The organism is Microbacterium sp. NPDC058342, assembly GCF_042723935.1.
Taxonomy (GTDB): Bacteria; Actinomycetota; Actinomycetes; order Actinomycetales; family Microbacteriaceae; genus Microbacterium.
In genome coordinates, this window is the sequence record NZ_JBHXID010000003.1 from 148,581 (window position 1) to 171,112 (window position 22,532).

The 22,532-nt window shown below is 71.7% G+C and carries 21 protein-coding genes; 9 read left to right on the forward strand and 12 right to left on the reverse strand.

The window, feature by feature from the left end:
• From ACFWHT_RS14505 to ACFWHT_RS14515, 3 genes are read left to right on the forward strand one after another with little or no spacing between them, the layout of a single operon-like run.
• Nucleotides 1–399, forward strand: a complete 399-nt coding sequence (locus ACFWHT_RS14505) for a cytidine deaminase (RefSeq protein ID WP_378829800.1) — start codon at nt 1–3, stop codon at nt 397–399.
• Nucleotides 396–1,688, forward strand: coding sequence for a thymidine phosphorylase (locus ACFWHT_RS14510; protein WP_378829802.1), 1,293 nt, complete (start codon nt 396–398; stop codon nt 1,686–1,688). The genes ACFWHT_RS14505 and ACFWHT_RS14510 overlap by 4 nt, the downstream gene beginning before the upstream one ends.
• A 28-nt stretch (nt 1,689–1,716) precedes the next feature.
• On the forward strand, nt 1,717–2,832 hold the full coding sequence (locus ACFWHT_RS14515; protein ID WP_378829804.1) for an adenosine deaminase: 1,116 nt from the start codon (nt 1,717–1,719) through the stop codon (nt 2,830–2,832).
• Between the two features lie 24 nt (nt 2,833–2,856).
• Here the strand turns inward: ACFWHT_RS14515 and ACFWHT_RS14520 are convergent, their stop codons facing one another.
• The 6 genes from ACFWHT_RS14520 to ACFWHT_RS14545 form a co-directional block, all read right to left on the reverse strand.
• Nucleotides 2,857–3,390: a TSUP family transporter gene (locus ACFWHT_RS14520; RefSeq protein ID WP_378829806.1), complete on the reverse strand. Its 534-nt coding sequence runs from the start codon at nt 3,388–3,390 to the stop codon at nt 2,857–2,859.
• Nucleotides 3,391–3,464: 74 nt separating this feature from the next.
• Nucleotides 3,465–4,622, reverse strand: a complete 1,158-nt coding sequence (locus tag ACFWHT_RS14525; RefSeq protein WP_378829809.1) for a mannitol-1-phosphate 5-dehydrogenase — start codon at nt 4,620–4,622, stop codon at nt 3,465–3,467.
• Complete coding sequence (locus ACFWHT_RS14530; RefSeq protein WP_378829810.1) at nt 4,619–6,643, reverse strand: PTS mannitol transporter subunit IICBA; 2,025 nt, start codon at nt 6,641–6,643, stop codon at nt 4,619–4,621. Before ACFWHT_RS14530 ends, ACFWHT_RS14525 begins: the two co-directional genes overlap by 4 nt.
• 39 nt (nt 6,644–6,682) lie before the next feature.
• Nucleotides 6,683–8,341: a phosphoenolpyruvate--protein phosphotransferase gene (ptsP, locus tag ACFWHT_RS14535; RefSeq protein WP_378829812.1), complete on the reverse strand. Its 1,659-nt coding sequence runs from the start codon at nt 8,339–8,341 to the stop codon at nt 6,683–6,685.
• A complete protein-coding gene (locus ACFWHT_RS14540; protein ID WP_378829814.1) occupies nt 8,338–8,616 on the reverse strand; it encodes an HPr family phosphocarrier protein in 279 nt (92 codons plus the stop codon). The genes ptsP and ACFWHT_RS14540 overlap by 4 nt, the downstream gene beginning before the upstream one ends.
• A complete protein-coding gene (locus tag ACFWHT_RS14545; protein ID WP_378829816.1) occupies nt 8,613–8,936 on the reverse strand; it encodes a PTS sugar transporter subunit IIB in 324 nt (107 codons plus the stop codon). The genes ACFWHT_RS14540 and ACFWHT_RS14545 overlap by 4 nt, the downstream gene beginning before the upstream one ends.
• Nucleotides 8,937–9,117: 181 nt before the next feature.
• Between ACFWHT_RS14545 and ACFWHT_RS14550 the strand changes: the two genes are divergently transcribed.
• Nucleotides 9,118–11,034, forward strand: coding sequence for a BglG family transcription antiterminator (locus ACFWHT_RS14550; protein WP_378829819.1), 1,917 nt, complete (start codon nt 9,118–9,120; stop codon nt 11,032–11,034).
• Here the strand turns inward: ACFWHT_RS14550 and ACFWHT_RS14555 are convergent, their stop codons facing one another.
• From ACFWHT_RS14555 to ACFWHT_RS14565, 3 genes are read right to left on the reverse strand one after another with little or no spacing between them, the layout of a single operon-like run.
• Complete coding sequence (locus ACFWHT_RS14555; protein WP_378829821.1) at nt 11,035–11,301, reverse strand: HPr family phosphocarrier protein; 267 nt, start codon at nt 11,299–11,301, stop codon at nt 11,035–11,037. It lies immediately after the preceding gene.
• The gene (locus ACFWHT_RS14560; protein ID WP_378829823.1) at nt 11,298–12,977 is read right to left on the reverse strand and encodes a phospho-sugar mutase; all 1,680 of its coding nucleotides are present in this window, start codon (nt 12,975–12,977) and stop codon (nt 11,298–11,300) included. Before ACFWHT_RS14560 ends, ACFWHT_RS14555 begins: the two co-directional genes overlap by 4 nt.
• A complete protein-coding gene (locus ACFWHT_RS14565) occupies nt 12,974–13,807 on the reverse strand; it encodes a purine-nucleoside phosphorylase (RefSeq protein ID WP_378829825.1) in 834 nt (277 codons plus the stop codon). The genes ACFWHT_RS14560 and ACFWHT_RS14565 overlap by 4 nt, the downstream gene beginning before the upstream one ends.
• 45 nt (nt 13,808–13,852) lie before the next feature.
• Here ACFWHT_RS14565 and ACFWHT_RS14570 point away from each other — a divergent pair, with 45 nt between their 5' ends.
• Nucleotides 13,853–15,301 carry an NAD(P)H-quinone dehydrogenase gene (locus ACFWHT_RS14570; protein ID WP_378829828.1) on the forward strand — a complete coding sequence of 483 codons (1,449 nt, stop codon included), beginning with the start codon at nt 13,853–13,855 and terminating at the stop codon, nt 15,299–15,301.
• A 67-nt stretch (nt 15,302–15,368) separates the two neighbouring features.
• On the opposite strand, the gene ACFWHT_RS14575 is transcribed toward ACFWHT_RS14570, so the two are convergent.
• Both ACFWHT_RS14575 and ACFWHT_RS14580 read right to left on the reverse strand, forming a co-directional pair.
• Nucleotides 15,369–17,138 carry an acetyl/propionyl/methylcrotonyl-CoA carboxylase subunit alpha gene (locus tag ACFWHT_RS14575; RefSeq protein WP_378829829.1) on the reverse strand — a complete coding sequence of 590 codons (1,770 nt, stop codon included), beginning with the start codon at nt 17,136–17,138 and terminating at the stop codon, nt 15,369–15,371.
• A 111-nt stretch (nt 17,139–17,249) separates the two neighbouring features.
• On the reverse strand, nt 17,250–17,906 hold the full coding sequence (locus tag ACFWHT_RS14580; protein WP_378829831.1) for a Maf family protein: 657 nt from the start codon (nt 17,904–17,906) through the stop codon (nt 17,250–17,252).
• Between the two features lie 34 nt (nt 17,907–17,940).
• Between ACFWHT_RS14580 and ACFWHT_RS14585 the strand changes: the two genes are divergently transcribed.
• The 4 genes from ACFWHT_RS14585 to ACFWHT_RS14600 are packed head-to-tail and all read left to right on the forward strand — an operon-like array spanning nt 17,941 to nt 22,095.
• Nucleotides 17,941–19,152 (forward strand): class I SAM-dependent RNA methyltransferase, encoded by a 1,212-nt coding sequence (locus ACFWHT_RS14585; RefSeq protein WP_378829833.1) that lies wholly within the window; start codon nt 17,941–17,943, stop codon nt 19,150–19,152.
• Between the two features lie 60 nt (nt 19,153–19,212).
• The gene (locus tag ACFWHT_RS14590; RefSeq protein WP_378829835.1) at nt 19,213–19,872 is read left to right on the forward strand and encodes a response regulator; all 660 of its coding nucleotides are present in this window, start codon (nt 19,213–19,215) and stop codon (nt 19,870–19,872) included.
• Entirely contained in the window at nt 19,865–21,097 is a 1,233-nt protein-coding gene (locus ACFWHT_RS14595; protein WP_378829837.1) for a sensor histidine kinase, read from the forward strand. Before ACFWHT_RS14590 ends, ACFWHT_RS14595 begins: the two co-directional genes overlap by 8 nt.
• Nucleotides 21,094–22,095: a hypothetical protein gene (locus tag ACFWHT_RS14600; RefSeq protein WP_378829839.1), complete on the forward strand. Its 1,002-nt coding sequence runs from the start codon at nt 21,094–21,096 to the stop codon at nt 22,093–22,095. Before ACFWHT_RS14595 ends, ACFWHT_RS14600 begins: the two co-directional genes overlap by 4 nt.
• A gap of 211 nt (nt 22,096–22,306) precedes the next feature.
• Here the strand turns inward: ACFWHT_RS14600 and ACFWHT_RS14605 are convergent, their stop codons facing one another.
• Complete coding sequence (locus ACFWHT_RS14605; protein WP_378829841.1) at nt 22,307–22,525, reverse strand: acyl-CoA carboxylase subunit epsilon; 219 nt, start codon at nt 22,523–22,525, stop codon at nt 22,307–22,309.
• Nucleotides 22,526–22,532 lie beyond the last annotated feature (7 nt).

Below are 22,532 nucleotides of genomic sequence, written 5' to 3' on the forward strand. Positions count from 1 at the left end.
ATGACCGACATCGACTGGGACGACCTGCGCCACGTCGCGACCGAAGCGATGCACAAGGCGTACGCGCCGTACTCGCGCTACAAGGTGGGCGCTGCCGCGCTCGTGGACGACGGACGCGTCGTGGCGGGGTGCAACGTGGAGAACGCGTCGTACGGGGTCACCCTCTGCGCCGAGTGCGCGCTGATGGGTGATCTGCACATGTCAGGCGGAGGGCGGCTCGTGGCGTTCGTCTGCGTGAACAACGAGGGTCAGACGATCATGCCGTGCGGCCGCTGCCGTCAGCTGCTGTCCGAGCACGCGAGTCCCGAGATGCTGCTGGAGACCGTCTCGGGCATCCGCACGATCGACGAGGTGCTGCCCGACCGATTCGGTCCCGCCGACCTGGAGATCGTCCGATGAGCGTCGAGCCGTTCGACGCGGTCGACGTGATCCGCGCCAAGCGCGACGGCGCGGCCGTCGGCGAGGACGCCCTGCGCTGGATGGTCGACGCCTACACCCGGGGCTATGTCTCGGATGCGCAGATGGCGTCCTTCGCGATGGCGATCTTCCAGCGCGGGATGCAGCGCGACGAGATCCGCGTGATGACCGACGCCATGATCGCGACGGGTGAGCGGATGGACTTCTCGGGACTCGGCAAGCGCACCGTCGACAAGCACTCCACCGGCGGCGTGGGCGACAAGATCACCCTGCCGCTGGCACCGCTGGTCGCCGTGTTCGGCGTGGCAGTGCCTCAGCTGAGCGGCCGCGGCCTCGGCCACACCGGAGGCACCCTCGACAAGCTCGAGGCCATTCCGGGCTGGCGGGCCGCCCTGTCGAACGACGAGATGTTCGCGCAGATGCGCGGCGACGTCGGCGCGGTGATCTGCGCGGCGGGCTCGGGTCTCGCACCGGCCGACAAGAAGCTCTACGCCCTGCGCGACGTGACGGGCACGGTCGAGGCGATCCCGCTGATCGCCTCGAGCATCATGTCGAAGAAGATCGCCGAGGGCACGGATGCACTGGTGCTGGATGTGAAGTTCGGCAACGGCGCCTTCATGCAGGACATCGATCGCGCCCGCGAGCTCGCCCGCACCATGGTGGCGCTGGGGACCGATTCGGGCGTCGCGACGACCGCGCTGCTCACCGACATGAACGTGCCGCTGGGCCTGGCGATCGGCAACGCCAACGAGGTGCGCGAGTCCGTCGAGGTGCTCGCCGGCGGCGGTCCCGCCGACGTGCGCGAGCTCACGGTCGCGCTGGCACGCGAGATGCTCGCCCTGGCGGGGCAGCCGGATGCCGACGTCGAGCGCGCCCTGGACGACGGGCGCGCGATGGACTCCTGGAACGCGATGATCCGCGCACAGGACGGCGACCCGGATGCCGCGCTGCCGACACCGCGCGAGACGCACGTCGTCACCGCTGACCGCGACGGCATCGTCACCCGCATGGACGCGCTGCCGTTCGGCATCGCGGCCTGGCGTCTCGGCGCCGGTCGTGCCCGTGCCGAGGACCCGGTGATCCACGCCGCAGGGATCGACCTGGCGGTCAAACCGGGGGAGCGGGTGACGGCCGGGCAGCCGCTGTTCACCCTCGCCGCCGACGACGAGGCGCGCTTCGCCCGGGCGCTGCAGGCACTCGACGGGGCGTACGAGCTGGGCGACACCGCCCCCCAGGCCGCGCCCATCGTGCGCGAGCGCATCACGGCCTGATCTGCACCCCGTGCGACGAGGAGAGACGATGACCATCGACCAGAACGGCGATCTCACGGTGCAGGGCGCGTCGCTGCGCGCGCTGCCCAAGGTGTCGCTGCACGACCATCTCGACGGTGCGCTGCGCCCGGGCACGATCCTGGAGCTCGCCGCCGAGGCGGGCGTCGAGCCTCCGGCTGCGGATGCGAAGGGTCTGCGCCGCTGGTTCGCGGACCGGAGCGCATCCGGCTCGCTGGTCGAGTACCTCGAATCCTTCGCGCTGGTGAGCGCGGTGCTGCAGACCGAGGCGGCGCTCACCCGCGTCGCGCGCGAGTACGTCGCCGATCTCGCCCAGGACGGCGTGATCTACGGCGAGGTGCGCTGGGCGCCGGAGAAGCACGTGTCCGGCGGGCTCAGCCTCGAGCGGGCCGTCGCGGCCGTGCAGCGCGGCATCGAGGAGGGCGAGGACGAGGCGGATGCGGCAGGGCGCAGCATCCGGGTCGGGCAGATCCTCTCCGCCATGCGTCACGCCGACCGGTCGCCGGAGATCGCGCGGCTCGCCGTGGCGAACCGCGAGCGGGGGGTGGTCGGCTTCGACATCGCCGGCCCCGAGGACGGGTTCCCCGCCTCGAGCCACCGCGAGGCCTTCGACTATCTCGCCGCCGAGTTCATGCCGGTGACGGTCCACGCGGGTGAGGCGGCCGGTCCCGCATCGATCCGGTCGGCCATGCTCGACGGGAGGGCGCTGCGGCTGGGCCACGGCGTGCGCATCGCCGAGGATCTGCAGGTCATCGAGCGCGAGGGCGACGACGTGCAGGTGCAGTTCGGCGACCTGGCGCGCTGGGTACGGGACCGGGAGGTCCCTCTGGAGCTCTCGCCGAGCTCGAACCTGCAGACCGGGGCGATCGCGCAATGGGGAGACGAGCCGGCCGACCATCCCTTCGACCTGCTTTACCAGCTCGGCTTCGCGGTGACGGTGAACACCGACAACCGCACCATGAGCGGTACGTCGCTGACGCGGGAGCTCGCACTCCTGGTCGACGCGTTCGGGTACGACCTCGACGATCTGGAGGCATTCCAGTTCAACGCGGCGTCCGCCGCCTTCCTGCCCGTGGAGGAGCGCGAGGAGCTCGTCGAGATGATCGCCGAGGGCTTCGAGCGCTGAGGCTCGACCGCCCGCCGGGAGAGATCAGACGAGAAGGGACACCGCGGCGCGCGCGAGGATGACGAGGATGCCCGCCCAGGCGCACAGCAGCATCACGCGTCGGGCGAGGGCGAGAGGCACCCGCCGCGCCGCCACAGCGCCGAGGAGCATGCCACCGGCGGTGCCTGCGGCGAGGAGGGCGAGCTCCGGCAGGGGGGTCGAGGGCAGTCCGCGCAACGCCACCGACACCGTGCCGTATCCGAGAAAGACGATCTGGGCACTCGCCGCGAAGCGTCGCTGATCCCAGTGGTCGCCGAGCGCGAAAGATGCCAGGGCGGGACCGGAGAGGCCGCTCGACGCATGCATGAACCCCGCCAGGGCGCCGGCGCCCACCGCGCCGCGGCGGCCGTGCATGTGACGGGCCACCCCGCCCAGACGCTGCGCGCTGAGGGCGAGGACGCCCACGGCGCCGATGAGCAGCAGCAGGGCGGGCTCGGGGAGTGCCGCTGCGGTGAGAGCACCGAGGGGAGCGGCCGCGAGCCCAGCGGCCAGCAGCCACAGGGTCCGCGGCCAGTCCACGTCGCGCCAGGCGCCGGGACAAGCATGAGGCTCCTGGGGCGGCCGCGGGCCGGCCGTCCCAGGAGCCTAGACGGTCAGGCGGCCGACACCTCGACGACCCGCGCGGCGAAGACGTCGCGGACGGCGTCGTACAGCGGATGCGCGGCGTCGAGACCCGTGACCGCCTCGGCGAGCACGTCGGCCTCTTCGGTGCGCAGCCGGCGCTGCAGCTCCACCGACTGCTCGTCCTCGGGGTCGTCGAAGGCGAGCGCGGCTCCGACGGCGACGAGCAGCGCGTCGACGTCGAGTCCGCGCTCGGCGGCCTCCGCCGCCGGACCGATGAAGCGCTCGTGACGGGACAGCTTTCGCAGCGGCTGGCGACCGACGCGCCACACCGTGTCGGGAAGGGCGGGATTGGCGAAGCGGCGCAGGATGGTGGACCGGTACTCGGCGAGCTCCTGCGGGTCGAGCCCGTGCTTGGCCGCGAGGAGCGCGGAGGTCTCCTCGAGCGCCGCGGCCACCTGCGCGGCGATCGTCTCGTCGGCCAGGGCGTCCGAGATGCGCTCGATGCCCGCCTGAGCACCCAGGTACGCGGTGGTGGCGTGACCGGTGTTCACGGTGAACAGCTTGCGCTCGATGTACGGCGTCAGATCGTCGACGAAGTGCGCGCCGGGGATGCTCGGCATCCGGTCGCCGAACGGTCCGCGCTCGATCGCCCATTCGAAGAACGGCTCGACGGTCACGTCGATGCCGCCGTCGGCGGGCTGACCGGGGACGATGCGGTCCACCGCCGTGTTGGCGAAGACCGCCCGGCCGGCGAGGGCTCCCCAGTCCTCGCCGGCGCGGTCGATGATCTCCTGCCGCAGCAGGTCGGTGGCGCCGATCGCGTTCTCGCACGCCATGACCTGCAGCGGCGCGGCGTCCGGGTCCCGACGGCGGAGCGCGTCGAGGATCGGCGCGGCCACGAACCGCAGCACGGTGGGGCCGACCGCGGTGGTCACCACGTCGGCATCCGCGATCTCGGCGACGAGCCCCTCGGGGTCCTCGGCGCTGTTGATCGCACGGAAGCCGGTGACCACCGTGTCGGTGCCTCCGTCGCCCACCTCGTGCACCGTGTAGCGGTCGGCCGCGTTGATCGCGTCGACCAGCCCGGCCGCCACGTCGGAGAACACCAGCTCGTAGCCGCCCTGGTGCAGGAGGAGCCCGACGAATCCGCGGCCGATGTTGCCGGCGCCGAAGTGGACGGCCCTCATGCCTCGTTCACCGCCGACAGCAGAGCGAAGAGCTCCTCGGGCGTGGCGGCGGCGTTGAGCCGTGCCACGTCCTCCTCGTCGGAGAACAGCTCGGCGATCTGGGCGAGGATCTGCAGATGATCGCCGTCCTTGCCGGCGATGCCGATGACGAAGCTCGCCCTGTCGCCGGCCCAGTCGACGCCGCCGTCGTAGCGGACGACGCTCAGCGCCGAGCCGAGCACAGCGTCCTTCGCGTCATTGGTGCCGTGCGGGATCGCCAGTCCGTTGCCCATGAACGTGGACACGGTCGCCTCACGGTCGTGCATCGCCTGCAGGTATGCGGGCGTCACGGCGCCGGCGGCCACGAGGGCGTCCGCGGCCTGCTTCAGAGCCTCGTCGCGCGTCGCGGATCCCGGCACGATCCGCACCCGGTCGAGGGTGAGGACAGCCTCTGCCCCTGCGGGTGCCGTCGTCTGCGCCGCGGGGGCGGCCGTGTCCGTCTCGGTGGCGGCGGGTGCCTGACCCTGGTCACGGACCAGCTCCACGACCTCGTCGTACTTCGGCGAGTTCATGAAGTTGTCCACCGAGACGTGCAGCGAGTCCGGCGACTGCGCCTTCGCCCGGTCGGTGAGCTGCTGCTGAGTGATGACGAGGTCGGCGGTTCCGTCGAGGTTCGCGATCGCCTGGTTGACCACCGTGACGCCCTGCACCCCGGCCTGCTTGAACTTGTTGCGCAGGACGCTGGCGCCCATGGCCGAGGATCCCATGCCCGCATCGCATGCGAACACGACGGATCGGATCGGAGCGGTGAGGGTCGCCGTGCCGGCGCCGCCGAGGCCGGCCAGCACGCTGGACTCCTTGCCCTTGTTCGCCTGGGTCTGCGAGATCGCGGCGGCGAAGGCGGCGTCGCCCTCGGCGGCCAGATCGCGCCGGCGGCTGGCCAGCAGGAACGGCATGCAGACCAGGAAGGTCACCGCCGCTGCGAGCACGACCGACAGGATCACGCCGATGTGGCTTCCCGGTGCGGTCTGGAACAGCACCGCGAAGATCGATCCGGGGGCGGCCGGGGCGACCAGGCCCGACTGGAAGATCACGTTGGTCAGCACCCCCGTGGCGCCACCGGCGATGAGGCCGAGGATGAGAGTCGGCTTGGCCAGCACATACGGGAAGTACACCTCGTGGATGCCACCGAGGAACTGGATGACCGCGGCGCCCGGTGCGGTCGCGCGCGCGGCGCCGACGCCGAACACGGTGATCGCCATCAGCAGGCCGAGGCCCGGGCCGGGGTTCGCCTCGATGAGGAACAGCAGGCTCTTGCCGGTCTGCGAGGACTGGTCGCTGCCGAGCGGGGTGAACACGCCGTGGTTGATGGCGTTGTTCAGGAACAGCACCTTCGCGGGCTCCACGATGATGCTCGCCAGCGGCAGTAGGTGCGTGTCGACCAGCCAGCCCACGGCGCCGCCGAGGATGTCCGTGATCCACTTCATCAGGGGGGCGAGCCAGAAGAACGCCGCCAGCGATGCGAAGAAGGCGACGAAGCCCGCTGAGAAGTTGTCGACGAGCATCTCGAAGCCGGGCTTGATCTTGCCCTGCCAGGGCTTCTCGACCCACTTCAGGATGAGGGCGGTGAGGGGTCCGGCGATCATCGCGCCCAGGAACATCACGGTTCCGTCGGCGCCGATGATGACACCGAACGCGGCCACCGCGCCGACCACGCCGCCGCGGTGCCCGTGCACCATGCGACCGCCGGTGAACGCGATCAGCAGCGGCAGCACGTAGTTGATGATGGGACCGACGAGGCCCTTGTAGTCGACATCGCCGATCGTGCCGCCGCCGAGGATGGCGGAGTCGGCCCAGCGCCAGGCCTCGATCGGCCCGTCGTTGCCGACCCAGCCCTTGTCGATGAAGAGGGCGGTGATGATGCCCCAGGCGATGAAGGCGGCGATGTTCGGCATGATCATGCCGGAGAGGAATGTGCCGAATCTCTGAACGCGGACGCGGGCTCCGCCCGGCGCGCTGGTGGCAGGTGACGTCGTCGTCATGGTGTCGTCTCTTTCTCGGTTCGGGTGGGGATGGGGTTGTTACTTCTGTTCGGCCGCGGCCTGCGCTGCCGCGCGGGCTCCTGCCGCGTCGTCGGCGTCCAGCGCGGCGGTGGCGATGCGGCGGGCGTCCTCGAGGCTGTGCTGCGAGATCGAGCGGCGGACGTCGGAGAGGGCCGCTGGAGCCATCGACAGGCTCGTGGCGCCGAGGCCCACGAGCACGACGGCCAGCAGAGGATCGGCGGCGGCCTCGCCGCAGATGCCGACGGGCTTGCCGGTGCGGGCACCCGCATCGCCGACCTCGCGGACCAGGCGCAGCACCGCCGGGTGCCAGGGGTCCTGGAAGGAGGCGACCGAGCCGAGCAGGCGGTCGGCCGCCATCGTGTACTGCGTGAGGTCGTTCGTGCCGATCGATGCGAAGTCGGCGTGGCCGAGCACACGATCGGCGAGCAGCGCGCTCGCCGGGACCTCGACCATGACCCCCGCGGTCTTCAGCCCGTACTCGCGTGCGAGGCCCGTGACGTACGCGGTCTCCTCGACGGTGGTGACCATCGGGGCCATGACCCACAGATCGGCCGCGGTCGCGGCATCCGCCTCGGCGAGGGCGGTGAGCTGCTCGCGCAGGATGTCCTCGCTGGCGCGCAGGGCGCGCAGTCCGCGCAGTCCCAGGGCCGGATTCTCCTCGTGCGCGTCGTTGAGAAACGCCAGCGGCTTGTCCGCGCCGGCATCCAGCAGCCTGACGACGACCTTCTTGCCCTCGAACGCCTCCAGCAGCTCGACGTAGGCGGCGCGCTGCTGCTCGATCGTCGGGGCCTGAGCCGAGGACAGGAACAGGAACTCCGTGCGGAACAGGCCAACGCCCTCCGCGCCGCGGTCGACCGCGTCGGCGGCGTCGCCCGGCTTTCCGAGGTTCGCGAGCAGGCTGATCGGGGTGCCGTCGGCGAGCGCCCCGGGAGCTGCGGGACCGGCATCCTCGGCGGCCCGCGCGGCGATGCGCGCGGCTGCACCGGCGAGCTCCTCCTGCGTGGGGGAGTCGTTCACGGTGCCCGTCGCGGCGTCGACGATGACGGTCGTCCCGTCGGCGAGCGCGGCGGCGTCCGCCGCGCCGACCACGGCGACGATCCCCTTCTCCCTGGCCAGGATCGCCGTGTGGGAGGTGGGTCCGCCGTCGGAGGTGATCAGCGCGAGCACCTGGTCGAGGTTCAGCAGGGCGGTGTCGGCGGGTGCGAGGTCGCGGGCGACGAGCACGAACGGATGCCCGGGGTCGGGCACGCCCGGCGCGCCGACGCCCTGAAGGTGCGCCAGCACGCGCTGTGCGATGTCGTCGAGGTCGGCCGCACGCTCCCCGAGGTATCCGCCGACGGCCTCCAGCGTCGCGCGGAACCCGGCGAAGGCGTCGTGCACGGCCCATTCGCCCGTGGTGCCCTCGTCGATGCGCGCGTCGACCTCGTCCATCAGCGTCGGGTCCTCGGCGATCATCGCCTGAGCCTCGAGCACTTCCTGGGCGGCACCGCCGGCGGCATCCGCCCGCTGCTGCAGGTCGGCGGCGACGGCCCGCACGGCTTCGCGCACACGGGCGCGCTCCGCGTCGGCGCCGGCGGTGCTGGCCTGCTTGTCGGGAGCGGGGAGCGCCTCGGCCATCCGCACGACGGGCCCGGAGGCGACGCCCTGACCGATTCCGACTCCTCGCAGCACGCTCATGCGTCCTCATCGTGGTCGGTGGTGAGCACCTCGGTGAGGCCGTCGAGCACGGCCTCGGCGTTGTCGCCGTCGGCGGTGAGCACCACGTGGTCTCCGAAGTCGATGCCCAGGGCCACGACCGCGAGGATGCTGGCCGCGTTGACGGCCTTGCCGGAGTCCTTGGCGATCGTCACCGGGATCCCGGCGTCCTTCGCGGCCTGCGCGAAGAGCTTGGCGGGGCGTGCGTGCAGACCGTGCGAGGAGCCGACGCGGACTGTGCGGGTGATGGCGGTCATGGGATTTCCTTCCGGTCGTGCGGCGCGGCCATCGCGTCGCGGACGAAGCGCAGTGTGCGGGTGCCGTCGAAGTCGGCGAAGGCGTCGTGCGACAGCGCGGCGACCAGGACGTGTTCCGGCAGAGCCGAGCGGATGCCGTCGACGCGGTCCGCGAGGTGCGGGCCCACCAGCACGACGTCGACGCCGGCCGCCGCGCGCGCGCTCTGCTCGGTGCCCGCCTCGGTCGTCCAGGGCAGGCCTGCAGCAGCCGCCGCCCGCGCGAGGCGCTGAGCGACGAACGTGCTCGACGCCCCGGCACCGCACACCACGAGAATCCGCATCGATCTGCCTTTCCACCTTCAGTGTCGCGTGCGCTCTCAGCGTTCTTCCAGCAGAGTTCTTTCCGCCCCCGCGGAACGAGGCTTTCCGCTCCTCCGCTCGACGGGACGGGTCCGTTCCGGCCCCGCACCCCGGAGGACTGGCATCATGGAGGCGCAGGGTCATCGACGAGGAGGGCGGCGGATGTCACGTCAGCGCCAGGATCAGCTCCTCGCCGTCCTCCGGCGGCAGGACTCCTGGGCGACCGCCGCGAGCCTCGCCGACCAGCTGGGCGTCACCCCGCGCAGCATCCGCTCCTACGTCGCGGCACTCAACGCGCGCACCCCCGGCCGGGACGCCGTCGAGTCCGGCCCCGCCGGCTACCGGGCGGGAGCGCGGGCCGCCGATGCCGCCGGGACCCCGGACGCGCTGGGCACCCCGCGCGCGCGGCTGCACCGCCTCGCACGCACGCTGATCGACGAATCCGACGGCATCGACGTGCACCAGACGGCCCTGGCGCTGCACGTCAGCGAGACCACGCTGGAGAACGACCTGGCCAGGGTGCGCTCCCTGCTCGAGGGCGGTGACGTCCGCCTGGAGCGCGAGCGCGATCGCGTGCGGCTGCGCGGCGACGAGCAGGCCCTTCGCCGCCTGCTCAGCCGCCTGGCGCAGGATGAGATGGACGCGGGACCGCTGCGGGCGGATGCGCTGCAGCGCGCCCTCGAGCCCGAGGCGGTGCCCGCTCGGGCGGTCGGCCCGTTCAAGGCGGAGCTCGTGCGGGAGCTGGGAGAGCTGGGCTACTACGTCAACGAGCTGGCGATCAGCGACGTCCTGCTGCACATCACGATCGCCGCGGAGCGGGTCGCGGTCGGGCGGCCCCTGGAGCAGCGGGTGGACATCGCCGACGACGCGGTCGCGGCCGTGGGGGAGTCGATCACCCGGCTGGCGGCCGAGCACTTCGGGGTGACGCTCGGCGACGGCGACCGCGAGCATCTCGCGGATCTCGTGCTGACGCGCGTGGTCACGCCGGGGGAGCAGCGCATGGGGCGCACCCCGCGGCGCGTCGACGACGAGGTGCAGCAGGCCGTGCGGGCGGAGATCGAGCAGGCCGCCCACGATTATCAGGTCGACCTCGTCGACGAGTCGTTCATCGTGCGGCTGTCGCTGCACGTGCAGAACCTGCTGCGCCGCTCGCAGGAGCAGGCGTGGACCCGCAACCCGCTCACCCAGTCGCTGAAGTCCTCGTACCCGATGATCTTCGACGTGGCGGTGTCCATCGCCAGCGGCCTGCACGACCGCCTGGGCGTGCCGCTGCAGGAGGACGAGATCGCCTACATCGCGATGCACGTCGGCGGACGCCTCGAGCGCAGCCGGACGGCCGATGCCATCCTGACCGCGACCATCGTGTGCCCCGGCTATCGCGAGCTGCAGGAGCTGCTGCGCTCCAGCGTCGACCGGTCGCTGGGACGGCTGATCGAGGTGGTGCGCGTGGACACCAGCGTGGATCCCGACTGGGACGCGCTCGACACCGACCTGGTGCTCAGCATGATCCCCGGCCCGGGCTCGGACGAACGCGTCGTGCGCATCAACCCGTTCCTCGCCGAATCCGACATCGAGCGGGTCCAACAGGCGGCCGCCCGCATCCGGCGGGCGCGGCGGCTGAGCCGGCTCCGTGAGGAGCTGCAGCGCTACTTCTCCGCAGACGCGTTCCTCGTCCCCGTCCCGGATGTCGGCGAGGAACGCATCATCCGGATGCTCGGCGGCATGCTGACGGACTCGGGCCTCATCGGCGAGGACTACGTCGAGAACACGATCGCCCGCGAGCGGATGTCGTCCACCGCCTTCACCGACGCGCTGGCGGTGCCGCACGCGCTGCAGATGACGGCCCGGCGCACGGCCATCGCGATCGGCATCGCCGATGGGTCGGTCGCCTGGGGCGGAGGCCGGGTGCAGGTGGTCGCGCTCGCCGCGTTCAGCGAGACCGACCGCGACGCTTTCCAGACCGTGTTCGAGCAGTTCGTCGAGGTGTTCAGCGAGCGCGACAGCGTGCAGCGGATCGTGCGACGAGCGAGCGGCTTCGACGCGTTCCTCGACGAGCTCGTCGCCGTGATCGACGGCTGATCAGCGCGGGTTCAGCACCGCGGACAGCGCATCGAGCAGCGCGGGAGCGCCCGGCGCGTCGGCGACCTCGAAGGTCACCTCGTCGCCGGCGGCGATCCCCAGGTCCATGACGGCCAGCACGCTGGAGAGCTCCGCGCTCTCCCCGGTCTCGGTGGTCAGCAGCACGGTCGAGCCGTGCGCCTGCGCGAGGCGGGCCAGTTCGGCGACGGGGCGGGCGTGCGCTCCGTCGCCGACGCCGACTCTGACCCGCCTGCGCAGCGTGCTCATCCGCGCTCCGCGAGCATCTCCTGCACGGCGGTCTCCAGTTCGGCGACCGCCTCCGCGGCCTCGGCAGCGGACGCCGCCCGCGCGTCGATGTACACCTTCAGCTTGGGTTCGGTGCCGCTCGGACGCACGATGACGCGCGACCCGTCGGAGAGCCGATAACGCAGCACGTCGCCCGTCGGGGTGCCGGCGCCGCTGCCGTGAGCGAGGTCGTCCGCCGCCGTGACGGAGCGGGATCCGAAGGCGGACGGAGGCTGCGTGCGCAGCGAGAGCATCGTGTTCGATATCACCGCGAGGTCCTCCACGCGGATCGAGACCTGGCCGCTGGCGAAGTGGCCGACGCGGGCGCCGAGATCGTCGAGGAGCCCGGCGATGCTCGTGCCGCCGACGCGCGCTTCGGCGGCGAGCCCGAGCATGGCGATCGCGGCCGAGATCCCGTCCTTGTCGCGCACGGTCCCGGGGTTCACGAGGTAGCCGAGCGCCTCTTCGAAGCCGAACACCATGCCGGGTGCGCGCGAGATCCACTTGAAGCCGGTGAGCGTCTCGTGGAAGTCGAGGCCGTAGGCCTCGGCGATCGCTCCGAGACCGGGCGAGGACACCAGCGAGCAGGCGAGGGACGCCCCGGCGTCACCCTGCGCGGCCCGCGCCGCGCGCCAGCCGAGAAGCAGACCGACCTCGTTGCCGGTCAGTCGGCGCCAGCCGCCTTCGGCGCTCTCGTCGGGGATGGCCACGGCGAGCCGGTCGGCATCCGGATCGTTGGCGAGGATGAACTCGGCGTCCGCCGCGCGGGCGCGCGCGAACGCGAGATCCATGGCGCCCGGCTCCTCCGGGTTCGGGAACGAAACCGTGCGGAAGGTCGGGTCGGGGTCGCGCTGCTCGTCCACGATCCGCGGAGCGGGGTATCCGGCGCTCTTCACCACGCGGGAGAAGGTCTCCCATCCCACGCCGTGCATCGCCGTGTAGACCCAGCGCATCTCCTGCACGCCGAAGGGCGCGGGGGCGACGGCCGCGGTCGCCGCGACATACGCGTCGACGACGTCCTCGCGGGCGATCTCGTAGGCGTCCGACCGGGGCAGCAGCCCCACGTCTCCGGCATCCGCGACGCGCTGGATGTGCGCGGCGATCTCGGCATCCGCCGGTGCGACGATCTGCGAGCCCGCGTCCGCACCGCCGAGGTAGACCTTGTAGCCGTTGTCGTTCGGCGGGTTGTGGCTGGCGGTCACCATCACGCCCGCGTCCGCACCGAGATGGCGGACGGCGAAGGCCAGCACCGGCGTGGGCAGAAGTCGAGGCAGCAGGATGGCGCGCAGACCCGCCCCGGCGAACAGCTGCGCCGAGTCGAGCGCGAAGCGACGGGAGTTGCGTCGCCCGTCATAGCCGATGACGACCGTCGGGGTGCCCGGGGTGCGCTGCAGCAGGTACCCGGCGAAGCCCGCGGCGGCCTGCGCCACCAGCACGCGGTTCATGCGGTTGCTGCCGGCCGCGAGACCGCCGCGCAGCCCGGCCGTGCCGAAGGCCAGACGGGTCGAGAAGCGATCGTCGAGGTCGGCGAGTGCGGCGGCGTCGCCGGCCGCGGCGCGTGTGATGATGCCCGCCAGCTCGTCGCGCGTCTCGGCGTCGGGATCCTGACGCAGCCAGGCGCGCGCCTGCGTCAGCAGCTCGCTCGCGGGGGTGCTCACAGCGCCTCGATGACGCGGGCGAGCAGGGCGGAGATCACGGGCTCGGCCTGCTGGCCCGCCTCGATCACCTCGGCGTGGCTGAGCGGCGTCTGCTGGATGCCGGCGGCGAGGTTCGTGATGAGGGAGAAGCCGAGGACCTCCATGCCGGCCTCACGTGCCGCGATCGCCTCGAGCGCCGTGGACATGCCGACGATGTCGCCGCCGATGGTCTTGGCCATCTGCACCTCGGCCGGGGTCTCGTAGTGGGGACCGCGGAACTGGGTGTACACCCCTTCGTCGAGCGTCGGGTCGATCGAGCGGGCGATGTCGCGCAGTCGCTTCGAGTAGAGATCGGTCAGGTCGACGAAGGTCGCGCCCTCCAGCGGCGAGTCGGCGGTGAGATTGATGTGGTCGCTGATCAGCACGGGCTGGCCCGGCTTCCAGCTCTCGCGCACGCCGCCCGCGCCGTTGGTGAGCACCATGATCGACGCGCCCGCCGCGGCGGCGGTGCGTACGGAGTGCACCACCCGCCGCACGCCGTGGTTCTCGTAGTAGTGCGTGCGCGCGCCGATGACGAGCACGTTCTTCCCGTCGGGGGTGCGGATGCTGCGCAGCGTGCCGACGTGGCCCTCGAGCGCGGGCCGGGAGAAGCCGGTGACCTCGGTGGCGGGAACGGTGGCGACGGTCTCGCCGATGATCTCGGCGGCCCGGCCCCAGCCGGAGCCGAGGGTCAGGGCGATGTCGTGATGGTCTACCCCCGTGAGCCGCGCGATGTCGGATGCGGCCTGCGCGGCGACCTCGAACGGATTCGCATCCGGGGCGTCGAGGGGGTGGATGAGAGTGTCTGGCATGAGACCACTCTAGGAATGTGCGGGCCGCACTGCCAGTACGGAAGAATGGAGTGCATGTCTCAGACTCCCTTCGCGAACAGGCAGAGTGTGGCCGTCCTCGGCGGCGGCCCCGGCGGTTACGAGGCTGCCCTCGCCGCCGCGCAGCTGGGCGCGGAGGTGACGCTCGTCGAGCGCGTCGGAGTGGGCGGATCCGCGGTGCTCACCGACGTCGTCCCCTCCAAGAGCCTGATCGCCACCGCCGACGCCGCCGTCGCCATCTCCGAGGCCAGCGACCTGGGTGTGCAGTTCTATGCCAAGGGCGGCGACGGCAAGCCGCTCAAGCCCGAGATCGCGATCAACCTCGCCGCCGTGAACAAGCGGCTGCTCGCCCTCGCCGGCCAGCAGTCCGAGGACATGCGCGCCACGCTGCTCGAGGCCGGGGTGCGCATCCTCTCCGGTCACGGCCGCCTCGAGGGGCCCAACGCGATCATCGTCGCCACCGGGCCCGGCGGCACGGACTTCGACCGCGTCGAGGCGGACACGGTGGTCGTCTCGGTGGGCGCCTCGCCGCGGGAGCTCGACTCGGCCAAGCCCGATGGGGAGCGCATCCTCACCTGGACGCAGCTGTACGACATGAAGGCGCTGCCCGAGCACCTCATCGTCGTCGGCTCCGGCGTGACGGGGGCGGAGTTCGCCTCGGCGTACATGAACCTCGGCGCGAAGGTCACACTCATCTCCAGCCGAGACCAGGTGCTGCCCGGTGAGGACGGCGACGCGGCCAAGGTGCTCGAGAAGGTCTTCAAGCGCGGTGGTATGCAGGTGCTCTCGAAGGCGCGTGCCGAGAAGGTCGAGCGCACCGCCGGCGGTGTCACGGTCACCCTCGCCGACGGTCGCACGGTCGACGGCAGCCACTGCCTGATGGCGGTCGGATCGATCCCGAACACAGCGGGGATCGGGCTGGAGGACGCCGGTGTCGAGCTGACCGAGTCCGGGCATGTGCGCGTCAATCGCGTGGCGCGCACCTCGGTGCCCAACGTCTACGCGGTGGGAGACTGCACGAACTTCTTCCCGCTGGCATCCGTCGCCTCGATGCAGGGACGCACCGCCGTGTTCCACGCGCTCGGCGACATCGTCATCCCGCTCGAGCAGCGCAAGATCACCGCCAACATCTTCACCGCGCCCGAGATCGCGACGGTCGGATTCTCGGAGCAGGACATCGAGAACGGGCTCGCCGACGGCATCGCCTTCAAGCTGCCGCTGGCGGCGAACCCGCGTGCCAAGATGATGGGCATCAAGGACGGCTTCGTGAAGGTCATCGCGCGCAAGGGCTCGGGCACCGTCATCGGCGGTGTCGTGGTCGCACCGAAGGCATCCGAGCTGATCTACCCGCTTGCGATCGCCGTCGAGCGCCGGCTGAACGTCGACCAGGTCTCGCGGGTGTTCGCGGCGTACCCGTCGCTGTCCACGAGCTTCACGGATGCCACCCGCGCCATGCACCTGGTGAACTTCGGCTGAGTCCGCGACGCGAAAGGCGCGCCCCCGGTGATCCGGGTGGCGCGCCTTTCGTCGCAGTGGGCGGAGGTCAGCTGATCGTGAGCAGCTGATGGCCCGCGGAGACGGTGGTGCCGGGAGCGGCGTCGATGCTGCCGATGACACCGTCCTTGTGCGCCTGCAGCGGCTGCTCCATCTTCATCGCCTCGAGCACGACGACGAGATCGCCCTTGACGACCTGCTGGCCCTCCTCGACGGCCACCTTGACGATCGTCGCCTGCATCGGCGACTTCACCGCGTCGCCGGAGGCGCCGGAGTTCGCCGTGGAGGCGTGCGAGCGTCGCGACGGAGGCACGGCCGCGGGGCGGCCGGCGGTGCCGGAGACGGGGGCGGTGACCTGATCGGGCAGGCTCACCTCGAGGCGACGACCACCGACCTCGACGACGACCGTGTGCCGGCCGGGGGCTGCGGAGGGATCCGCGAGCTCGCCGTCCCAAGCCGGGATGTCGTTGACGAACTCGGTCTCGATCCAGCGCGTGTACACGCCGAACTCGCCGTCCTCGGCGGTGAAGGCGGGGTCGCGGACGACCTTGCGGTGGAAGGGCAGCACGGTCGGAAGGCCCGACACCTCGAACTCGTCGAGCGCGCGGCGCGAGCGCTCGAGCGCCTCGGCGCGGTCGCGGCCGGTGATGATGATCTTCGCCAGGAGCGAGTCGAACGCGCCGGATACGGCGTCGCCGGCCGTCACGCCGGAGTCCAGGCGGGTACCGGGGCCGCCGAACGTCTTGAAGACGTGGATCGGCCCGGGCTGGGGCAGGAACCCGCGGCCCGGGTCCTCGCCGTTGATGCGGAACTCGATGGAATGGCCGGTCGGCTGCGGGTCGTCGTAGTCGAGGATGCCGCCGGCGGCGATGCGGAACTGCTCGCGCACCAGGTCGATGCCCGTGACCTCCTCGGAGACGGGGTGCTCGACCTGCAGGCGGGTGTTCACCTCGAGGAACGACACGGTGCCGTCGGCGCCGATGAGGAACTCGCAGGTGCCGGCGCCCACGTAGCCGACCTCCTTGAGGATGGCCTTCGACGCGGAGTACAGCTGCGCGTTCTGCTCGTCGGTCAGGAACGGCGCGGGGGCCTCTTCGACGAGCTTCTGGTGCCGGCGCTGCAGGGAGCAGTCGCGGGTGGACACCACGACGACGTTGCCGGCCGCGTCCGCCAGGCACTGCGTCTCGACGTGGCGCGGCTTGTCGAGGTACTTCTCCACGAAGCACTCGCCCCGCCCGAAGGCGGCGACGGCCTCACGGGTCGCGGACTCGAACAGTTCGGCGACCTCGCCGAGCTCGCGCGCGACCTTCAGGCCTCGCCCGCCGCCGCCATAGGCGGCCTTGATCGCGATGGGCAGGCCGACCTTCTCGGCGAACGCGACGACCTCTTCGGCAGTCTCGACCGGACCCGGGGTGCCGGGGGCGAGGGGAGCGCCCACCTTCTCGGCGACGTGACGAGCGGTCACCTTGTCGCCGAGCGCCTCGATCGCCTCCGGGGAGGGACCGATCCATGTCATACCGGCGCTGATCACGGCGCGGGCGAACTCCGCGTTCTCCGCGAGGAAGCCGTAGCCGGGGTGCACGGCGTCGGCGCCCGAGCGCCGGGCGACCGAGAGGATCTTGTCGATCTGCAGGTAGGTGTCGGCGCTGGTCGCGCCGTCGAGGGCATAGGCCTCGTCCGCGAGTCGCGCGTGCATGGCGTCGCGGTCCTGGTCGGCGTACACGGCGACAGAGGAGATCCCGGAGTCCCGGGCGGCGCGGACGATGCGTACGGCGATCTCGCCGCGGTTTGCGATAAGTACCTTGGCGATATCAGGCATGACTGTCAGCCTAGCGAGTGCGGCGCCGATCCTTTTGACGACTCTCCACAAGAAATCGCCGGTTCCGTTATGAAGGCTTCACGGAGCGCGCTCGGATGCGGGTGCCCGGCATCACCGCTGCGATCGCGGGGTCCACAGGTCCGTCCAGGTCACCCCGAGCTCGGCGGCGAGCGCTCGAAGGGTCGAGAGCGACATGCCGACGACGGTGGAGGGGTCTCCCTCGACGCGCGTGATGAACGCTCCACCGAGGCTGTCGACCGTGAATGCGCCCGCGACGAGCAGCGGCTCGCCCGTGGCCACGTAGGCGTCGATCTCGGCATCCGACACGTCTGCGGCGAAGGTGACGCTCGCCTCGGCGACCGCGGTGGCCTCCACAGGGTCGGCGTCGGGACGCACCCGGAACACCGAGTGTCCCGAGTGCAGCACGCCCGTGGCGCCGCGCATCCGCTCCCAGCGGGCGCGAGCGGCTTCGGGCGTGTACGGCTTGCCGTACACCTGTCCGTCCAGCGCGAACATCGAATCTCCTCCGATGACGATGCCGTCGAAGCCCGGGTGCTCCTCGCCCACTCGCCGGGCCACGTCGGCGGCCTTCGCCCTCGCCAGCAGCAGCACGAGCTCGTCGGGCGCCAGCGCCGCGCCGCGCCGCGCCTGGGCCTCGGCGGCGATGGCGTCCTCGTCGGCGTCCGGGGAGAGAACGACCGGCTCGATTCCCGCCTGACGCAGCAGCATGAGGCGGGCGGGGGAGGTGGATGCCAGGCAGACGCGCATGACCCCACGCTATCCCGTATGGGATCCTGGAACGATGACCTCCTCCCCGCCTGTGCTCGACCTCGACATCACCGGAATCGCGCACGGGGGCACCTTCATCGCCCGCCACGAAGGACGGGTCGTGTTCGTTCCGGACGCGATCCCCGGGGAGCGCGTGCGGGTGCGCGTGACGGAGCCCGCCGGCGGCGCGGCGGACACGCGCAGCTTCTGGCGGGCGGAGACGCTGGAGGTGCTCGAGGCCTCCCCGCATCGCCGCGAGCATGTCTGGGCCGAGGCGGATGTCTCCCGTGCACCCGAGGACCGGGTGGGCGGAGCAGATCTCGGGCACATCGCGCTCGACGAGCAGCGCCGGCTCAAGCGCCGCGTGCTGCAGGAGGCGCTCGACAAGTTCGCCGGGCCCGGTCTGCAGGCTCCCGAAGTGCAGCCGGTCGATGGCGGCGACGGAACGGCATGGCGCACGCGCGTCTCGCTGCACGTCGACGACGAGGGTCGCATCGGTCCGTACGCCGCGCGCAGCCACCGCGTCATCGACGTGGCGACGCTGCCCCTCGCGCGCCCCGCGGTGGCCGATGCGGCCTGGGGTCTGCGCGCGCAGAAGCCGGGACGGGTCGACCTGGTCGAGCCGGGCGACGGGCGCGTGCGCGTGCTGCCGCGACCAGAGGGCGCACGGAGGGGAAGGCCGGAGAGCGTCTACGAGATCGCGGGAGGCCGGCGCTTCCGCGTCGACGCGGGCGGCTTCTGGCAGGTGCATCCGAACGCCGCGGAGACGCTGCAGCAGGCCGTGGGCGAGGCCCTGGCGGGCCGGGTCGACGCGGATGCCACCCACTTCGACCTGTACGGGGGCGTGGGACTGTTCGCGGCCACGCTGGGCGCGCAGGGCGCGGCCGACATCATCACCGTCGAGTCGGATCGCCGTGCGACCGAGCACGCCGCACACAACCTCTCCGACATCGACGTGCAGGCTGTCACGGCGCGCGTCGACCGCTTTCTCACCGGGCTGCCCGAGGGCACCGCGGCGGGAGCGGTCGTGCTCGACCCGCCGCGGGCGGGCGCAGGCCGGGGAGTGGTCGAGTCCATCCATGCGCTCGCGCCGGATGCCGTGGTCTACGTCGCGTGCGACCCGGTCGCGCTCGCCAGGGACCTCGGCACCTTCCGTGGTCTCGGCTGGGAGACGGCATCGCTGCAGGGGTTCGACCTCTTCCCGCACTCGCATCACTTCGAGGCGGTCGCGCTGCTCACGCGCTGAGCGTCATCCGCGGTCATGCGCCGAGCACGGGGCGGCTTCGGCACTGGGTAGGCTGACCGCATGAGCACAGTCGCCCTGATCGACGACCACGAATCCGTTCGCCTGGGACTCGAGGCGGCCTGCCTGCGCGACGGCGATCAGGACGTCGTCTTCTCCGGAGGGACGGTCAAGGAGTACCTCGCCTGGCGCCGGGCCAGTGGCGCCCGCACCGCCGACGTCATCGTGCTCGATCTCACGCTGGGCGACGGCACCACCGTCACCGAGAACGTCGCGACTCTCGTCGCCGACGGTGCGAGCGTCGTGATCCACAGCGTGGCGGACCGGCCGGCGGCCGTGCGCGAGGCGCTCGTGGCGGGCGCTGCGGGAGTGGTCAGCAAGTCGTCGGCTCTCGACGACGTGCTGGACGCCATCCGCACGGTCGCGCGCGGCGAGGCGCTGAACAACGTGGAGTGGGCGAGCGCCGTCGACGGGGACCGCGACTTCGCCGACGCGCAGCTGTCCACCCGGGAGCGGGAGGTGCTCCGTCTGTACGCCACCGGCCTGCCGCTGAAGGCGGTGGCCGAGCGGCTCGGCGTGGCGTATTCCACGGCGAAGGAGAACATCACCCGCATCCGGGTCAAGTACGTCGAGGTCGGCCGTCCCGCGCCCACCAAGGTCGACCTGCTGCGCCGCGCGATGGAGGACGGCATCGTCGCTCCCGACGGGGTGCCGAGTGCCTGAGACCCGCAGCATCCGTGAGGCGTGGAACAGCATCCCGTCCCCGGGTGAGGTGGGCCTGGGGCTGGAGCGCTTCACGGGCCAGCGGATGGAGCGGATCCTCGCGACGGTCGCGGCGATCGGGTCGACCGCGCTGGGCATCCAGGCGCTGCTGGCCGCGATCACACGCCTGACGGTGCTCGATGCGCCGCACCTGGCGATGATGATCATGGTGTTCGGGCCGCTGCTGTGGATGATCGCGGCATGCGTGACGGGGCGCTGGGTGACGCAGGCGTGCGGGTCCTTCGCCGTCGTCTACACGCTCGCACTGCTGCTGTGGCCCGTCGTCGTCGAGCGCACCGTGACGGATCCCTCCGACCAGCCGTGGATCTTCTTCCTCGTGAACATCGGGGTCGTCGCGGCCGTGCTGGCCTTCCGCCCTCGACTGCAGTTCGCCTGGGCGCTGGGGCTGCCTCTCGTGTACGGGTACGTGCGTCTCGAGCAGGGCGGGTTCACGCAGGGATTCTGGATCACGACCGGCTTCGACGTGTCGTTCACGATCATCCTCGGCATGGTGATCGTCTCACTGGCCTGGATGTTCCGGCAGGTGGCCACCGGGGTCGACGACGCCCGCTCTCGCGCGGTGGAGTCGTATGCCGCGGCTGCGGCGGCCTCGGCGTCGGAGGAGGAGCGGGTCGCGATGTCGGCGCTGATGCACGACAGTGTGCTGGCGGCGCTGATCGCCGCGGAGCGGGCCGACACCGACCGCGAGCGCACCCTGGCGGTGGCGATGGCGCGTGAGGCGCTGACCCGTCTGGCCAACACCGAGGCGTCGATCGCGCAGGAGGGCAGCGACGAGCCCGTGCACCGCTCGCAGATCGTCGCGGAGCTGCGCCGCACGCTGTCGGAGCAGGGTGCGGATGCGGTCGTCGAGGAGCGCGGCGGTCCGGTCGCGATTCCCGGACGCGTCGCGCGGGCGATGGTGCTGGCGGGGCGTCAGGCCATCGGCAACGCACTGGTCCACGCCGGCGGGCGGGGCCTGCACGTCGTCGCCGAGTCGACGCCGGCGAACCGTCTGACGGTCACCGTGCTCGACACAGGGCCCGGATTCGATCCGGAGGCCATCGGCGAGGATCGCCTCGGCATCCGCGCCTCGATCGTCGCCCGGATGGCGGCGGTGGCGGGCAGCTCGCGCATCTCGTCGGATGCCGGGGGCACCGTGGTCGAGCTGAGCTGGGAGCCGTCATGAGACGCACGGTGCGCAGTATCACCACCGCGCTCGCGCTGGGCTTCGCCCTGTATTTCGCCGCGCGCGCCATCTGGTGGGTCGAGCAGCCCACGGCTCCACTGCTGATGGTCGCCGCGATCGTGCTGTATCTCGCCGCCGTGCTCACGGCCGTGCTGACGTCGACGAACGGGGCGGTGCGGATGCCGGTGGGCGCCGCGGTGCTGGCGCTCTTGGCCGGCACCGGTGTGCCGATCCTGGTGAGTCTGGCGCTGGAGCCGCAGATGCGCAGTGCGCCGTTCGCCACCTGGTTCATCGGCGCGACGGGACTGCTGGCGGTGGTGTGCATCGTGCGGCGCAACGCGCTGTGCGGCTGGAGCATCCTCGCGGTCCTGATCGTCGTGGCGTCGTTGTCGATGGGGCTCGGTGCGGCGTTCACGCTGGGCCTGGTCGGATCGATCACCTGGGTGGTGGTGGCACAGTTGCTGGTGCTGTTCTGGGATCGGGCGGTGCGCGACACCGAGCGGCTCGCCGACATCCAGCGGGCCGTGTCGGCTTGGCACGCGACCCAGCTCGTGCGGCAGCGGGAGCGCAGGGTGCGCGCACAGCGCGCCCTCGCGATCGCAGGCCCGGTGCTGACGCGCACCGTGGCGACCCGCGCGGAGCTCACTGCGCCGGAGCGGCTGGAGGCGCGTCTGGCCGAGGGGACGCTGCGGGACGAGCTCAGGGGCGCGAGCCTGCTGAACGACGCCGTCCGGCAGGCGATCTCGGATGCTCGCCTGCGGGGCGCCGTGGTGACCGTCTTCGACGAGGGCGGTCTGGAGGGCACGGATGACGTGCGCCTGAACGAGATCCGCGATGAGCTCGCGGGGGTCCTCGCGCGGGTCCGCTCGAATCGGGTGATCATCCGTGCGGGACGCGACGATGACGTCGCCGTGACGGTGGTCGGCCGCGCGACCGGCGGATCGCACGACGACGACGCCGTGGATCTCTGGCACGAGATCCGTCGCGTCGCGGACTGATCGACGTCTCGAGCCCCTGGGGGAAGAGAGTGGGCGAGGGGCGGCGAAGCCGCCCGCCCCTCGCCAGTGCGGAACAGCTACCCGAAAACTGTCCGCAAGGAAGCGGTAATGCGTCTGTCTACCCTGGGACAGAGCATCCGCCTAACGCGAAGCGTTGGTACAAGTCTGTCGACTCGCCAGCGGCCTGTCTGTAGGTATTTCGGGGGACAAATCAGCCGGAGAAGCGTCCCCACGGCAGGTCGCGGCGCAGCGGAGCGCGCAGCCCGCGCCGCGTGCGGTTCCAGACCGAGACGCGCGGCTCGTCGACCACGGCTTCCGCGGTCTCGCGCAGGTAGGCGTCGCTGACCACCGCGATCAGCGCGGCGAGTTCCTCTTCGGTGGGCGCGCCCCGCACGATCTCGACGCGGGGGGCCTGGTCGTCGGCGCTCACCGTGTCT

Excerpts from the sequence above, each read along its gene's own strand:
- ACFWHT_RS14565 (WP_378829825.1), bottom strand. The coding sequence starts at position 13,807 with ATGCCAGACACTCTCATCCACCCCCTCGACGCCCCGGATGCGAATCCG.
- ACFWHT_RS14540 (WP_378829814.1), bottom strand. The coding sequence starts at position 8,616 with ATGACCGCCATCACCCGCACAGTCCGCGTCGGCTCCTCGCACGGTCTG.
- ACFWHT_RS14555 (WP_378829821.1), bottom strand. The coding sequence starts at position 11,301 with ATGAGCACGCTGCGCAGGCGGGTCAGAGTCGGCGTCGGCGACGGAGCG.
- ACFWHT_RS14505 (WP_378829800.1), top strand. The coding sequence starts at position 1 with ATGACCGACATCGACTGGGACGACCTGCGCCACGTCGCGACCGAAGCG.
- ACFWHT_RS14580 (WP_378829831.1), bottom strand. The coding sequence starts at position 17,906 with ATGCGCGTCTGCCTGGCATCCACCTCCCCCGCCCGCCTCATGCTGCTG.
- ACFWHT_RS14600 (WP_378829839.1), top strand. The coding sequence starts at position 21,094 with ATGAGACGCACGGTGCGCAGTATCACCACCGCGCTCGCGCTGGGCTTC.
- ACFWHT_RS14590 (WP_378829835.1), top strand. The coding sequence starts at position 19,213 with ATGAGCACAGTCGCCCTGATCGACGACCACGAATCCGTTCGCCTGGGA.
- ACFWHT_RS14545 (WP_378829816.1), bottom strand. The coding sequence starts at position 8,936 with ATGCGGATTCTCGTGGTGTGCGGTGCCGGGGCGTCGAGCACGTTCGTC.
- ACFWHT_RS14525 (WP_378829809.1), bottom strand. The coding sequence starts at position 4,622 with ATGAGGGCCGTCCACTTCGGCGCCGGCAACATCGGCCGCGGATTCGTC.
- ptsP (WP_378829812.1), bottom strand. The coding sequence starts at position 8,341 with ATGAGCGTGCTGCGAGGAGTCGGAATCGGTCAGGGCGTCGCCTCCGGG.
- ACFWHT_RS14550 (WP_378829819.1), top strand. The coding sequence starts at position 9,118 with ATGTCACGTCAGCGCCAGGATCAGCTCCTCGCCGTCCTCCGGCGGCAG.
- ACFWHT_RS14530 (WP_378829810.1), bottom strand. The coding sequence starts at position 6,643 with ATGACGACGACGTCACCTGCCACCAGCGCGCCGGGCGGAGCCCGCGTC.
- ACFWHT_RS14515 (WP_378829804.1), top strand. The coding sequence starts at position 1,717 with ATGACCATCGACCAGAACGGCGATCTCACGGTGCAGGGCGCGTCGCTG.
- ACFWHT_RS14510 (WP_378829802.1), top strand. The coding sequence starts at position 396 with ATGAGCGTCGAGCCGTTCGACGCGGTCGACGTGATCCGCGCCAAGCGC.
- ACFWHT_RS14585 (WP_378829833.1), top strand. The coding sequence starts at position 17,941 with ATGACCTCCTCCCCGCCTGTGCTCGACCTCGACATCACCGGAATCGCG.
- ACFWHT_RS14575 (WP_378829829.1), bottom strand. The coding sequence starts at position 17,138 with ATGCCTGATATCGCCAAGGTACTTATCGCAAACCGCGGCGAGATCGCC.
- ACFWHT_RS14570 (WP_378829828.1), top strand. The coding sequence starts at position 13,853 with ATGGAGTGCATGTCTCAGACTCCCTTCGCGAACAGGCAGAGTGTGGCC.